Source organism: Mesorhizobium sp. B2-5-7, from assembly GCF_006440875.1.
Taxonomy (GTDB): domain Bacteria; phylum Pseudomonadota; class Alphaproteobacteria; order Rhizobiales; family Rhizobiaceae; genus Mesorhizobium; species Mesorhizobium australicum.
Map to the genome: position 1 here is coordinate 464,078 of NZ_VFUO01000001.1, position 12,721 is coordinate 476,798.

The following is a 12,721-nucleotide window of genomic DNA, read 5'->3' on the forward strand; positions in this document are numbered from 1 at the left end:
AATTGGTGAGCCGCCCGATTGTTTTGATGGTGGCCAGACGATAGCCGTACGACCGCGAGGTCCCTTTTCGTCAGATAGCGCTTAGCTGTTTTCCGGGGTGGCGCAGCGTCCAGGTGAGTCGGCGGGTGCCACCGATCAGGCGGCGATCTGCCTGACGTAATAGCGCACCGCTTTCTTGCCGCCGTGGATCACCGCGTCGCCGACTTCGGCGAAGCCGAGTGCGGCGTGGAAGGCATCCGAGGCGGGGTTGGGCGGGTCGGTGTTGACCTCGCAGGTGACCAGCGCGTGACCGGCGCTCCGCGCATGGTCGAACAGGTCCCGATAGAGCCGGCGAGCATGGCCGCGGCCTCTTGCGTGCGCCGCCACGACGACGCGGTCGACATAGATGAAGCTGATGTAACGCTCGCGAAACCAGACGAAGTTCGGGCTGTCGTAGTTGGCATCCTGGTCGAAGGTCATGATGAAGGCTTCGAGATCGCCGATGCGGCGCGCGTAAAAGGCCTCGGCGAGCAGGAACGACAGCCGTTCGGCTTCAAGCCACGACAATTCGGCGGCGTGCTCGTTGTTGAGCGCCAGTATTGCCGCTTCGTCGGCCTGCGCAATGCGGTCTATGGGCGAGGTCATGCCTTGGCCGCCGCGATTGTCGCCGCCACCAGCGCTGTATCGGTCAGCGTGTTGCGATATTCGCGGTCGAGATCGGAGCCGCCCATGCCGACCTTCGGATTGCGGTAGCGCATGGCGCTCGACACGTCCTTGAGGGCGGCGAAGTGCATTTCGGCCAGGCCAGTCCTTGCGCGCACCTCGGCGATATTGCCGAGATCGAGCCCGCCGCAACCGAGGATGATGATGCGCTCGCCGGCCAGCCGGACCAGCTCTTGCAGCAATGCCAGGCCTTCGATCGCCGTGTCGCGCTGGCCGCTGGTCAGCACGCGGCCAACCCTGCAGCGGATGAGCGCTTCCAGGGCTTCGGCCGGATCGCGAGTCATATCGAAGGCGCGGTGGCAGGTGACGTTCAAGGGGCCCGCCGCCTCTGTCAATTCGCGCATGCGCTGCTCGTCGATGGCGCCGTCGGCGTTCAGGCAGCCGAACACCACGCCGGGCACGCCGAGCTCGCGAAGCGCGGCGACGTCGGCAAGCATCGAGCGGTATTCGGTCTCGCTGTAGAGAAAATCCCCGCCGCGCGGCCGCACCATGACATGAAAGGGCACGGTCGCCTGGTCGAGAGCGGCGCGCACGGTGCCGAGGCTCGGCGTGGTGCCGCCTTCGACAAGGCTGGCGCAGAGTTCGATCCGGTCGGCGCCGGCGGCCTGCGCGGCGAGCAGGCCATCAATGCCTTCGACACAGATTTCTATAAGCGGCGGGCGAATTTTTGGGGTCAAGGGGCGATCCAATCCATGGTGTTGCGCAAGCCCTAGCACCCGGGCGCCTGGCGCGGAAGCGTGAACGCTACGCCGCCACTTGGACCAGACGGCAGATTCCATTCTTGACAGTCACATAACTGCAGGGTTATGGGTTATACATAGCTGATGGGTTATGATTTTGCCCGTGGCACCACGACAGCAACGAGAGGAGCAAGGCATGACGGAAACCAAATCGATCGTCGTCGAAAGGCTGATTCCATATTCGGCGGAAAAGATATGGCGAGCACTGACCGTGCCGGCACTCGTCGGCGAATGGCTCATGCAGAATGATTTCGCTGCCCAAGAGGGGCATCGCTTCACATTCCGTGCGACACCAGTTCCCGGGTGGTCCGGGGTGACGAACTGCATGGTGCTGAAAGTCGAGGCGCCGCGGCTGCTGGCTTATAGCTGGGGCGATGGGACGGAATCGGACAGCGGGTTGAAAACCGTGGTGACGTGGTTACTGACACCCGAGGGGATGGCGACCCGGGTGCGAATGGAGCAGTCGGGATTTCGGCCCGCCGACGAGCGTGGCTATATCGGCATGGGAAGCGGCTGGCCGCGCATTCTCGAACGGCTCGAACAGGTTACCTCAAAACAGGCCTGACACCCGGCAGGCAGCTAACAGTTCCATCAAGTCGAAACCCTGGATGCGAGGCGTCCGGGCCGGGAAAGCACGCCCGGAGAACAGTTCAAAAGGAGAAGACACATGCAAGCGAGAATCAAGAGCCCGGTGACGCTCATCCCAGGCGCCCTGCAGGCGTTTCTGGCGCTGGACAAGTCGACCGAGGCAGCGGACCTGCCCTATGTGACACGCAAGCTCGTGCATCTGCGCGCCAGTCAGATCAACAGCTGCAGCGTCTGCGTCGACATGCACGCGCGCGAGCTCAAGAAAGCCGGCGAGAAGGAAGAGCGCATCTTTGCCCTCGCGGCCTGGAGGGAAACGCCTTATTTCACCGACGCCGAACGCGCGGCATTGGCGCTGGCAGAAGCCGGCACAAGGCTCGCCGACCGGCCGGACGCGGTGCCGGACGATGTCTGGGAGGAGGCGGCCCGGCATTATGACGAGAAGGCCCTTGCCGCACTGATCATCCAGATCGCCCTGATCAACGCCTTCAATAGGCTGAACGCGACGACCCGGCAGCCGGTTGGCGCCTGGGGCTGAGCGCCGGGTTCGCATGGGGGGCTGGATCCACGAGGCGAGGGGGCGGGCGGCGAATTGCCTTCCCGCCCCGCCGGGAGCACCTATGTAACCTGGTGGCTACTGTCGCAATTCGGTATTCTTGGCGCCTTCCTCGACCTGATCGATCACCAGGAGCTTGACCGGTCCGTCGCCAATGTTGGTGGCCTGGTGCCACTGCCCGATCATTTCGATGATGAAATCGCCAGTCTTGTAGGTGTTGCTGTTGCCGGTTTCGACGTTGGTGACCTTCAGCGTTCCAGCCTGGACATAGGCGTAGCGCGGGAAAGGATGGCGATGGACCGGCAAGGTCGCGCCGGGCGCGATGTCATAGGTCGAGACCAGCACCTGCACGTTCTTCCGCGGCAGCGTGATCGGCTGCCCGGATGCAGTGGTGGTACGTGATGCGAGTGGCGTCACGACGACCGGGGTTCCGCTGCTGTCCAGTGCATGAGCGCCGGTCGCGAACGATGCTGCCGTGAGCAGCAATACCGATGCCAGGATTTTCCGCATGATGTCCTCCCTTGACCGACGCATCTATCGCGCGGCGGCGGCAGCGTGCAAGGTCGCTCGTGACCAGAGGCCGAACCTGGCGCGCATTTGCACGGGCGGTTGATCCACCACCCGGGCCATATTCCTCACCCGCTTCCAACCGGAAGGCTGTCGCCGCAAGGCTTGATGCATGCCCGGTCAGGAATGGCCGTAGTGCCGCTTCAAAAAAATTTCGGGCGACCTCTTGAATAAAAAAATCGTGATTCCCAGATCGTTTTCTGTCGAGGCTTCGGCTCGACATACCGCGTCGCGGCGGCGCTGCGGCGACCCGTAAACCATGTTGCTTCACGGAGGATATGGCTATGAGAAGCTTTGATTATTCGCCTCTTTACCGCACCACGGTCGGCTTCGACCGGCTCTTCGACATGCTCGAAAACAGCGTGCGCTCCGACTGGCCGCCCTACAACATCGAGAAGAATGGCGACAACGACTATCGTATCACGATGGCCGTCGCCGGCTTCGGTCTCGACGAAGTGGAACTTGTGCAGAACGGCCCTGAATTGTCCGTCATCGGACAGAGAAAGCCCGATCAGCAACATCGGGAGATCCTCCACCGGGGCCTGGCGATAGGTAACTTCAAGCAGGTGTTCAAACTTGCAGACCACGTCAAGGTCAAGGCGGCCAATATTCATAATGGCCTGCTGTCGGTGGACCTGGTCCGCGAAGTGCCCGAGGAACTCAAGCCCCGGCGCATCGAGATCGGTTCCAACGCCGCAGCGGTTCCGCTTCAGGATGGCGGCAACAAGCAGTCCATAGATGTGGATGCCGAGCCGCAACGCAAGGTGGCCTGATACAGGAAACCTCAGTCTGTGGTCCGCCTCCCGGCTCGGCCGGGAGGCACAGATCGCGGAGAACGGAGATGAGATCCCAAGCTTACAGTTTTCATGAATCCAAACCGACGGATTACGCAGCGGAATTCGCTGCGCTGCGTACGCCCGAGGACGTCCTGAACGAGAACATGACGATCGGCGAGAAGAGGGCTCTGCTCGCCTTCTGGGCCTCGGACGCCCATGCGGTTCCTGACAATCCAACCCTGCGTCAATTGGACAACGGTGCGATGGCGCAGGTCAGCGAGATTCTTCGTGCGCTCCACACCTTGGACGAGATTGCGCGCAAGCCGCCGGCCAGAGCGCCGTTTGATCGCGGTCCATCCTCGAACCGGCATCGCAACAAAACCAGGCGCAGCTGGCTGCGATACCCCTGGCGAGATGACGATGACGATGATCCGCCGCCGGTTCCGGCATACGCCGGAGTCCCACCCAGATGCGGGGATGGCGGCATGTTCGCGGAGCCTGAGCATGCCGTCGCGTAAAAAGCTGAAGCAAACCAACTCGCCCGACCGAATGGAGGACTATATGAGCGACAGGACGTTCGATCGACCGGTGCTGGTCAAGGATGGCCAGTTCATCCAAGAAATAGGAAGCCTTGAGGATGCGTTCGATTTCCTGGATGAGTGGCCGCGGGAGCGTCGAGGCCCGATTTTCGAAACGGCGTTCCGGGCTTGCCAGCGTGCTTACGATGGCCAGATACCACTGTCGGTCGCGCGCGATGCCGTCGCTGGGTTCGCGAGATCCGTCAAGATGCTGCAGGAGCCGCTTGCTCCGCTGCCCTGGATGAGCGGCACCAAATCTGGCCGCGGTGGGGTGGCCGCCTAGCTGCGACAACGGCAGCGGCACTGCCTAGAGGTGTCGCTGCCCGCAGTCCCATACGGGTGAGCAGGACGGGTCACAGCCACGGCAAACCCCACTATGTCGCGTGGTGCCGACGATGGCAGGCAGAGAGGTCTTTTGAGAAATTGGCTCCCCGGGCCGGATTCGAACCAGCGACCAACCGGTTAACAGCCGGTTGCTCTACCACTGAGCTACCGGGGAACGGAGGCTCTTTGAGCAAGTGGCGCAGCCTATAGCAAACCCGTTTCGGCTTTGCAAAGAAGCATTTCGCATTTTTCCGAGACTTTTTCGCTCAGGCGTTTCTCGCAATCGGCCTTGCCCACCCTCATATTAGCCGTCTTGGCGACGAGCGCGGAACCGAAAGGGCGGTCGCGGCTTTCGTAAAATGAGATTGTCGAGCCCTAACACAGGCAGTTCTTCACGATGACGGCAGCGGACGAAAACCCGATACCCGCAAGAAAGATCTCGGTGTTCGGGCGTGAATTCACCATGCCGCAGTCGCGCGGCCTCAGAATCACGATCGGCGTGCTATTGACCCTTGGCGGCATCCTCGGGTTCTTGCCGATCCTCGGCTTCTGGATGGTGCCGCTCGGATTGCTAGTGCTCTCCTACGAAATTGCCATGGTGCGCCGCCACCGGCGCCGCCTGGTCGTCTGGTGGGAGCGGCGACGCCGGCCGAATTGAGCGGCCGATACCGATGCATGTCGCATGGCGGTCGCCTTCGACGAGAATCAATCGTCGCGCTGTTTCTCCGTGCTGGTGCCGGATTCCTCCGAATTCGGTTGCTGGCCTGCCTTCAGATCTTCGCTGATCTCCTTCAGGACTGCTGAAGCCGAGGCCAGGCGCGCCCGGTCGCGGGGTGAAAGCCTGCCGGTGCCTTCTATTCTCAGGCACTCGATGGCATAGCGCACCAATTCCTCGCATCCCAGTAGCGGCACGCTTTCGGTTTCGTGCGTTTCGTCCTTCGGTTTGGCCAGGGCCATGATGCAGTCCTCCCTGTTTCTCAACGCAAGCCGGTGCGCGGAGTTTCGCTCGATCATTTGCCATGCTTAACGGAATTGCCAATGTGAGTGGGCGGCTCTGACGGCGATCTAACAGGGCGCGGAGCCGGCGCAAGGAAACCGTTTCGGAATGCGCGTGGCCGCTTGACGGCATTTTCGCCGCAACCTATTGGAACCGGGTGGAACGCCGGGAGCAATGAGGCCTCGTGGCGGAGTGGTTACGCAGAGGACTGCAAATCCTTGCACCCCGGTTCGATTCCGGGCGAGGCCTCCAATACCCGGGCTCCAGCGCGTCAGCGCCGGAGCCTGAAGTTCCGGTCGAAATGAACCGCGATTCTGGCGCGGCAAGCAGATTGGTTGGAGCATGAGCGCTGATTTTTCCGAACTTCGCGTCAAGATGGTCGATGGTCAGATTCGCACCACCGACGTGACCAGCGCGCCGCTGCTCGACGCGATGCTTTCGGTGCCGCGCGAGGTCTTCGTCGGCGATCGCCAGCGCGATCTGGCCTATATCGACGAGGACATCCGCATCGCCGACAGCGCCGATGGCCCGCGTTACCTGATGGAAGCTTCGCCACTGGCCAAGCTGATGCAACTGGCCGAGATCAACCCGACCGACTCGGCGCTCGATGTCGGTTGCGGCACCGGTTATGCCTCGGCCATCCTGTCGCGCCTGGCGAGATCCGTCGTGGCGCTCGAAAGCGATTCGGCACTGGCGCAAACTGCCGCGTCGACCCTGTCCGGGCTTGGCTGCGGCAATGTGACCGTGGTTCAGGGCGCCCTGGCGCAAGGCCATGCCGCGAAGGCGCCTTACGAGGTCATCTTCATCGGCGGCAGTGTCAGTAAAGTACCGTCGGCGCTGCTCGACCAACTCGCCGAAGGCGGCCGCCTGGTGGCGGTCGAGGGCCAGGGCAATTCAGGCGTGGCGCGACTTTTTGTCAAAGCCGGGGGGGTTGTAACCGGGAGAAGGGCGTTTAATGCGGCAATTAAGCCACTACCCGGGTTCGAACGTGAGCATGCTTTCGAATTCTGAATGATTTGCCTTGCAGCAAAGACCTTGTCATGGTCGCTTGCATTTGAACGATCGTTGCTGATCCCAGACTGGGGGCACTTTGGGCTGAGCGACAGGGAACATAAACACGCCACGTCGCCTGCTCTGGAAGGAGAAGCCGGCGCGGCGCGGTTCCCATGGAAAACGAATGAGGGATACACCGTGCCGTCAGTACGCAAGTCACTTTTCACCGCCGTCCTTGTTTCGGCGACCGCGCTATCCCCACTGGCTGCTTCGGCTGAAACCATCACCGGCGCGCTTTCAAAAGCCTATCAGTACAATTCCACGCTGAATGCATCGCGCGCCGGCGTGCGTGTCACCGACGAGAGTGTGGCCATCGCCAAGTCGGGCTGGCGCCCGACGGTTACAGGTTCAGCCAACATTGATTATACGAACACGCGCCGGGCAAATGGCGGCGGCAGTTCGAAACTGACAAGCGGCAGCTACGGCATTCAGATCAATCAATCGCTGTTCGACGGGTTTCAGACGAGGAATAATGTCGCGGCCGCCGAATCCCAGGTCAAGGCGTCGGTGGAAAGCCTGCGCAATACCGAGGAAAACACGCTGTTCAACGCGGCCATGGCCTATATGGACGTGATTCGCGACCGGCAGATCGCGGTGCTGACCGAGCAGAACCTGCAGTTCCTGAGCGAGCAGGCGCGCGCCGCGCGCTCGCGCTTCGAAGTCGGCGAAGGCACGCGCACCGATGTCGCGCAGGCCGATGCCTCACGAGCGTCCGCGGTGGCATCGCTGAGCGCGGCCCGCGCACAGGCGCTGGCCAGCGCTGCGACCTATCACCAGGTCGTCGGTGACGAGCCTGGCAAGCTCAGGCCCGCTTCGCCATTGGGCCGGTTGCTGCCGTCGAGCCTCGACGCGGCGATCGCCGTCGGCTCGGCCGAACACCCGGCCATCCTTGCCACTCAGCATCTGGTCGACGCCGCAGCGTTTTCAGTCAAATCGGCTGAAGGCGCGCTGTTGCCGCAGCTGTCAGCTTCGGCCGGCGTTTCGGAAGATTACCGCAAGTCCATTCCCGACATCACCGGTTCCAACGGCAATTCGACCTCGGCCAATATCGGCGCGACGCTGACCATTCCAATCTACTCCGGCGGCCGGACGTCGGCGGTCGTGCGGCAGAACAAGGAATCGCTGGGGCAAGCACGCATCCAGGTTGACGTTACCCGCGACCAGGTGCGCCAGGCCATCGCCACGGCATGGTCGCAATACACCGCCGCGCAGCAAAGCGTATCCGCCAACAGGCAGGTTATCGACGCCGCACAATTGGCGCTGAACGGCGTCATCGAGGAACGCAATGTCGGCCAGCGCACGACGCTTGACGTACTCAATGCGCAGGCCACCGTGATTACCGCCAAGATCAACCAGGCCAATTCCGAACACGACGTTGTCGTGGCGAGCTATGCCATCCTTCAGGCGATTGGCCGCCTGTCTGTCGACCGGCTTGCGCTGCAGGTGACGAAGTACAGGCCCGAAGAGCACTACAATGCCGTCAAGGACAAGTGGATCGGCCTGCGTACGCCGGACGGCCGCTAGGCCGTTCGCTCGATCGGCGTTTTCTGGCTAGGATTCGATCGACACCGTTGGACCATCGTTGTCCCTTGGTCGGTGGCTGACGGGACCGTCACACGGCTTTGGCGGATTTGCTCTAATCTGTTGAAATCCCACATGTCCCCAGATTGGGGATTCTCGTGCGGCGATCCGTCGGTTACGCTGTCGCCATGATTCGAATCCGGCTTTTGCCGGAGCGGAAAATCTGCAACGGGTCACAAGGGCGGCGGATGTGACGATGGCAACGGCAAGCAGCGCACAGCGCGAACCTTCCATGGAAGAGATACTGGCTTCCATCAGGAGGATCATCGAAGACAGCGACAATGGCCGCAAGCAGCCCGGCGAGGCCGACGAATTGCAGCAGGACCTGGAGCCGGCAGCGAGCGCCGTCGCGGCCGCCGACATCGATGCGTTCCGCGCCGAACTGCATGCCGCTCCCGAGGTCAGGAAGCCGGTCGCTGTGACCGAAACAATCCAGGCGCAGCCGGCGATTGCGCGCATGGACGCGCCGCCGCGTGCCGATCCGGCTCCGGGCAGGACGCCGATGACCCTGGCCGAGGTCAGCGCCCGGGTTGCCGCCGAGCCTGCCGGCGACGCGCCAGCGGCTCCCGCGGAGGTTGCGACAAGTGAAGCCATCGTCGCCGATTGGCGGCGCGAGATCGCGGCGGTTGGCGAGCAAGCCAAGGCGATGCCGGACCGGAGCGTCCGCAAGCCAGCGGCACAGCCGGAGGTTTCGGCAAGCAAATCAGTGGTGGCGGAACCTGCGATCGACCGGGCTCCTTCAAGCGATGCTCTAACGGGTACGGCTGAGGCGCGCGCGGCGGCGAACGAAACGCCGGCGGTGCGTCCCGCGATTCTATCCGAACATACCGGCCGCCAGGTCGCGGCCGCCTTCGGCGAATTGTCCGACGCCTTTGCCAGCCGCAGCAAGAAGACATTCGACGAGATGGCCGAAGAAATGCTGCGGCCGATGCTGCAGGATTGGCTGGACAACAATCTGCCGACGCTGGTCGAGAGGCTGGTGCGCGAAGAGATCGAGCGCGTGGCACGCGGAGCCCAATAGCGTCCAGGCTTGCATCCCGAAGAAACGCCGCCGCCGAGGCGGCGTTTCCTTTGTGGCTGGATCAGTCACTGGTTGCCGAACTGGCGAAGGCGAGCAGGTTGCCGTCGGAGTCGCTGACAATGAAGGTGCGCGAGCCCCAGGGTCTGGGTCCAGCGATCCATTGGCGTCAAGACGCCCACGGCCCGTCCGTTGAAATGAATAGGCCGACGCCTATCTGCTTGTGAAGCCTCAGGACATCCCTCGCGGTTGACTTGGCCAAGACCTTCCGATTTACACCGAACCAGCAAAATTCCCGACAGCGCGGACCGTTTTCCCATGCTTGAAAAGACCTACGACGCAAAAACCGTCGAGCCGAAGATCGCCAAGGTGTGGGAGGAAGCCGACGCGTTTCGCGCCGGCGCTGGGGCGGAGGAGGGGGCCGAGGCCTTCACCATCGTCATTCCGCCGCCCAACGTCACCGGCTCGCTGCACATGGGCCATGCGCTCAACAACACGCTGCAGGACATTCTGGTCCGCTTCGAGCGCATGCGTGGCAAGAACGTCTTGTGGCAGCCCGGCATGGACCATGCCGGCATCGCCACGCAGATGGTGGTCGAGCGGCAATTGATGGAGAAGCAGATCCACCGCCGTGACCTGACCCGCGAAGAATTCATCGAGAAAGTGTGGGAGTGGAAGGCCGAATCGGGCGGCGCGATCTTCAACCAGCTGAAACGTCTCGGCGCTTCCGCCGACTGGTCGCGCGAACGCTTCACCATGGACGAGGGCCTGTCCAGGGCCGTGCTCGAAGTCTTCGTCACGCTCTACAAGGAAGGGCTGATCTACAAGGACAAGCGCCTTGTGAACTGGGACCCGAAACTGCTGACCGCGATCTCCGATCTCGAGGTCGAGCAGCAGGAGGTCAACGGCAATCTCTGGCACTTCCGCTATCCGGTCGAAGGCGTGACGTTCGATCCCGAGAATCCAAAAACCTTCGTTATCGTGGCGACGACTCGTCCCGAGACAATGCTGGGCGACACGGCTGTCGCGGTGAATCCAGAGGACGACCGGTTCCAGCATCTCGTCGGCAGGAATGTCGTCCTGCCGATCGTCGGGCGCAAGATTCCTGTCGTCGCCGACGAGTATTCCGATCCGGAAAAGGGGTCCGGAGCGGTCAAAATCACGCCGGCGCATGATTTCAACGACTTCGAGGTCGGCAAGCGCCACAAGCTGCCGGCGATCAACATCCTGACCGTCGAAGCCGCCATCAAGCTCAGGGATAATGAGGACTTCCTCGCCGGCGTCGAGGTGACGCCGGAGCGCCAGGCCGTCTGGGACGAACTCGACGGCCTCGACCGTTTCGTTGCGCGCAAGAAGATCGTCGACCTGATGGAGGCCGGCGGCTTTCTCGACAAGGTCGAGCCGCACCGCCACGCGGTGCCGCATGGCGACCGCGGCGGCGTGCCGATCGAACCGTTCCTGACCGAACAGTGGTACGCCAACGCGGCGGAACTCGCCAAGCCGGCGATCGCCTCGGTGCGCGAGGGGCGCACCAAAATAATCCCCAACAGCTGGGACAAGACCTACTTCCAGTGGATGGAGAAGATCGAACCCTGGTGTATTTCGCGCCAGCTCTGGTGGGGTCACCAGATTCCGGCCTGGTACGGGCCAGATGGACGTGTCTTCGTCGAGAAGACCGAGGAAGAGGCGCTGAGCGCCGCCATCGAATATTATCTGGCGCTCGAAGGGCCATGGAAGGCCTGGGTCGAGGACAAGCTCGAGAACTTCAAGCCGGGCGAGATCCTGACCCGCGACGAGGATGTGCTCGACACCTGGTTCTCGTCGGCGCTGTGGCCTTTCTCGACGCTAGGCTGGCCGGAGCAGACGCCGGAGCTGAAGACTTATTACCAGACCGATGTGCTGGTGACCGGCTTCGATCTTATCTTCTTCTGGGTCGCCCGCATGATGATGATGGGCCTCCACTTCATGGGCGAGGAGCCGTTCCACACCGTTTATATGCATGCGCTGGTGCGCGACAAGAACGGGGCCAAGATGTCGAAGTCGAAAGGCAACGTCATCGATCCGCTCGACCTGATCGACGAATATGGCGCCGATGCGCTGCGCTTCACGCTGACGGTGATGGCGGCACAGGGGCGCGACGTGAAGCTCGATCCGGCGCGTATCGCCGGCTACCGCAATTTCGGTACCAAGCTGTGGAACGCGACGCGCTTCGCCGAGATGAATGAGGTCGCCCGCAACGACGATTTTTGGCTGAACGACGCCAAGCTGGCGGTCAACCGCTGGATCCTGACCGAACTGACACGCGCCGCGCGCGAGGTCACCGACGGCATCACCTCGTATCGCTTCAACGAGGCGGCTGGAGCCGCCTACCGCTTCGTCTGGAACCTGTTCTGCGACTGGTATCTGGAACTCTTGAAGCCGGTGTTCATGGGCTCGGACGGGGCCGCCAAGGCCGAAAGCCGCGCCTGCGTCGCCTTCGTGCTCGACGAGATCTACAAGCTCCTGCATCCGATGATGCCGTTCATGACCGAGGAGCTCTGGGCGCAGACGGCGGGCGAGGGCAGGGAGCGGGGCTCGCTGCTGTGCCATGCCGCATGGCCGTCGCCGGATTTCGAGGACCATGAAGCGGCTGGCGACATCAACTGGCTGGTCGATCTCGTCTCCGGCATCCGCTCGGTGCGCTCGGAGATGAACGTGCCGCCGGCAGCCATTGCACCACTGGTGGTCGTCGGCGCCAACGATGTGACGCGTGAGCGGCTGGTTCGCGAGGAGTCAGCGATCAAACGGCTGGCGCGTGTCGGCGACATCTCGCTCGCCGATGCGGCACCCAAGGGGTCGGCACAGATCGTGCTCAACGAGGCGACGATCTGCCTGCCGCTGGGCAGCCTGATCGACCTCGCCGCGGAGGCCGCGCGGCTGCAGAAGGAACTGGCCAAGGTCACCGAGGAAATCGCGCGCCTGCACAAGAAACTGTCGAACGAGAAGTTCGTCGCCAGCGCGCCGGCCGAGATCGTCGAAGGCGAGCGGGAAAAGCTCGCCGAATATCGCGCCGCGCAGGACAAGCTTTCGGTGGCGTTGACCAGGGTTCGTGACGCCGGCTGAAAGGCAGATTCGCGAGACTTTAGCACCCTCTAAAATGGGTAGTCTTTTGCCTCGAAAATCGGCATTCCGTTGCGTTAATGTTGACGTAAACGGAAGTTTTTGCCCCATTGTTGCCATAATGTAACAATGGGGCCGAAGACCC

General features: G+C 62.4%; 14 protein-coding genes and 2 tRNA genes. 11 read left to right on the forward strand and 5 right to left on the reverse strand.

The features are described 5' to 3' along the window. Positions 1–135: 135 nt before the first annotated feature. Both FJ543_RS02215 and FJ543_RS02220 read right to left on the reverse strand, forming a co-directional pair. Positions 136–624 (reverse strand): GNAT family N-acetyltransferase, encoded by a 489-nt coding sequence (locus FJ543_RS02215; protein ID WP_140873598.1) that lies wholly within the window; start codon positions 622–624, stop codon positions 136–138. After that, positions 621–1,379: a copper homeostasis protein CutC gene (locus FJ543_RS02220; protein WP_181172938.1), complete on the reverse strand. Its 759-nt coding sequence runs from the start codon at positions 1,377–1,379 to the stop codon at positions 621–623. The genes FJ543_RS02215 and FJ543_RS02220 overlap by 4 nt, the downstream gene beginning before the upstream one ends. 199 nt (positions 1,380–1,578) lie before the next feature. On the opposite strand from FJ543_RS02220, the gene FJ543_RS02225 reads away from it, so the two are divergent. Together FJ543_RS02225 and FJ543_RS02230 are read left to right on the forward strand one after the other, a co-directional pair. Then, positions 1,579–2,007: an SRPBCC domain-containing protein gene (locus FJ543_RS02225; RefSeq protein ID WP_140873600.1), complete on the forward strand. Its 429-nt coding sequence runs from the start codon at positions 1,579–1,581 to the stop codon at positions 2,005–2,007. Between the two features lie 102 nt (positions 2,008–2,109). Beyond that, positions 2,110–2,565: a carboxymuconolactone decarboxylase family protein gene (locus FJ543_RS02230; RefSeq protein ID WP_140873602.1), complete on the forward strand. Its 456-nt coding sequence runs from the start codon at positions 2,110–2,112 to the stop codon at positions 2,563–2,565. Between the two features lie 96 nt (positions 2,566–2,661). On the opposite strand, the gene FJ543_RS02235 is transcribed toward FJ543_RS02230, so the two are convergent. Next, positions 2,662–3,093 carry a cupin domain-containing protein gene (locus FJ543_RS02235; protein ID WP_015317510.1) on the reverse strand — a complete coding sequence of 144 codons (432 nt, stop codon included), beginning with the start codon at positions 3,091–3,093 and terminating at the stop codon, positions 2,662–2,664. A gap of 341 nt (positions 3,094–3,434) precedes the next feature. Here FJ543_RS02235 and FJ543_RS02240 point away from each other — a divergent pair, with 341 nt between their 5' ends. The 3 genes from FJ543_RS02240 (at position 3,435) to FJ543_RS02250 (ending at position 4,787) form a co-directional block, all read left to right on the forward strand. Beyond that, positions 3,435–3,923, forward strand: coding sequence for an Hsp20 family protein (locus FJ543_RS02240; protein WP_140616045.1), 489 nt, complete (start codon positions 3,435–3,437; stop codon positions 3,921–3,923). Positions 3,924–3,991: 68 nt separating this feature from the next. After that, positions 3,992–4,444: a hypothetical protein gene (locus tag FJ543_RS02245; RefSeq protein WP_140791251.1), complete on the forward strand. Its 453-nt coding sequence runs from the start codon at positions 3,992–3,994 to the stop codon at positions 4,442–4,444. A 43-nt stretch (positions 4,445–4,487) separates the two neighbouring features. After that, on the forward strand, positions 4,488–4,787 hold the full coding sequence (locus tag FJ543_RS02250; RefSeq protein ID WP_023791605.1) for a DUF982 domain-containing protein: 300 nt from the start codon (positions 4,488–4,490) through the stop codon (positions 4,785–4,787). 141 nt (positions 4,788–4,928) lie between these two features. Here the strand turns inward: FJ543_RS02250 and FJ543_RS02255 are convergent. Next, positions 4,929–5,003 (reverse strand) — tRNA-Asn (locus tag FJ543_RS02255). A 222-nt stretch (positions 5,004–5,225) separates the two neighbouring features. Between FJ543_RS02255 and FJ543_RS02260 the strand changes: the two genes are divergently transcribed. Then, positions 5,226–5,486, forward strand: coding sequence for a hypothetical protein (locus FJ543_RS02260; RefSeq protein WP_015317514.1), 261 nt, complete (start codon positions 5,226–5,228; stop codon positions 5,484–5,486). Between the two features lie 47 nt (positions 5,487–5,533). Here the strand turns inward: FJ543_RS02260 and FJ543_RS02265 are convergent, their stop codons facing one another. Then, positions 5,534–5,785, reverse strand: a complete 252-nt coding sequence (locus FJ543_RS02265) for a hypothetical protein (RefSeq protein ID WP_015317515.1) — start codon at positions 5,783–5,785, stop codon at positions 5,534–5,536. A gap of 218 nt (positions 5,786–6,003) precedes the next feature. Between FJ543_RS02265 and FJ543_RS02270 the strand changes: the two genes are divergently transcribed. The 5 genes from FJ543_RS02270 (at position 6,004) to FJ543_RS02290 (ending at position 12,579) form a co-directional block, all read left to right on the forward strand. After that, positions 6,004–6,077: transfer RNA gene (locus FJ543_RS02270), tRNA-Cys, on the forward strand. Between the two features lie 90 nt (positions 6,078–6,167). Beyond that, on the forward strand, positions 6,168–6,836 hold the full coding sequence (locus tag FJ543_RS02275; RefSeq protein ID WP_140873604.1) for a protein-L-isoaspartate O-methyltransferase: 669 nt from the start codon (positions 6,168–6,170) through the stop codon (positions 6,834–6,836). Between the two features lie 180 nt (positions 6,837–7,016). Continuing rightward, positions 7,017–8,402 carry a TolC family outer membrane protein gene (locus tag FJ543_RS02280; RefSeq protein WP_015317517.1) on the forward strand — a complete coding sequence of 462 codons (1,386 nt, stop codon included), beginning with the start codon at positions 7,017–7,019 and terminating at the stop codon, positions 8,400–8,402. 253 nt (positions 8,403–8,655) lie between these two features. After that, on the forward strand, positions 8,656–9,480 hold the full coding sequence (locus FJ543_RS02285) for a PopZ family protein (RefSeq protein WP_140873606.1): 825 nt from the start codon (positions 8,656–8,658) through the stop codon (positions 9,478–9,480). A 315-nt stretch (positions 9,481–9,795) separates the two neighbouring features. Beyond that, a complete protein-coding gene (locus tag FJ543_RS02290; RefSeq protein WP_140873608.1) occupies positions 9,796–12,579 on the forward strand; it encodes a valine--tRNA ligase in 2,784 nt (927 codons plus the stop codon). Positions 12,580–12,721: the final 142 nt, after the last annotated feature.

Bases quoted from the DNA above. Each gene is read 5' to 3' on its own strand.
- FJ543_RS02225 (WP_140873600.1), top strand. From the start codon at position 1,579: ATGACGGAAACCAAATCGATCGTCGTCGAAAGGCTGATTCCATATTCG.
- FJ543_RS02260 (WP_015317514.1), top strand. From the start codon at position 5,226: ATGACGGCAGCGGACGAAAACCCGATACCCGCAAGAAAGATCTCGGTG.
- FJ543_RS02250 (WP_023791605.1), top strand. From the start codon at position 4,488: ATGAGCGACAGGACGTTCGATCGACCGGTGCTGGTCAAGGATGGCCAG.
- FJ543_RS02290 (WP_140873608.1), top strand. From the start codon at position 9,796: ATGCTTGAAAAGACCTACGACGCAAAAACCGTCGAGCCGAAGATCGCC.
- FJ543_RS02235 (WP_015317510.1), bottom strand. From the start codon at position 3,093: ATGCGGAAAATCCTGGCATCGGTATTGCTGCTCACGGCAGCATCGTTC.
- FJ543_RS02215 (WP_140873598.1), bottom strand. From the start codon at position 624: ATGACCTCGCCCATAGACCGCATTGCGCAGGCCGACGAAGCGGCAATA.
- FJ543_RS02265 (WP_015317515.1), bottom strand. From the start codon at position 5,785: ATGGCCCTGGCCAAACCGAAGGACGAAACGCACGAAACCGAAAGCGTG.
- FJ543_RS02245 (WP_140791251.1), top strand. From the start codon at position 3,992: ATGAGATCCCAAGCTTACAGTTTTCATGAATCCAAACCGACGGATTAC.
- FJ543_RS02275 (WP_140873604.1), top strand. From the start codon at position 6,168: ATGAGCGCTGATTTTTCCGAACTTCGCGTCAAGATGGTCGATGGTCAG.
- FJ543_RS02240 (WP_140616045.1), top strand. From the start codon at position 3,435: ATGAGAAGCTTTGATTATTCGCCTCTTTACCGCACCACGGTCGGCTTC.
- FJ543_RS02285 (WP_140873606.1), top strand. From the start codon at position 8,656: ATGGCAACGGCAAGCAGCGCACAGCGCGAACCTTCCATGGAAGAGATA.
- FJ543_RS02230 (WP_140873602.1), top strand. From the start codon at position 2,110: ATGCAAGCGAGAATCAAGAGCCCGGTGACGCTCATCCCAGGCGCCCTG.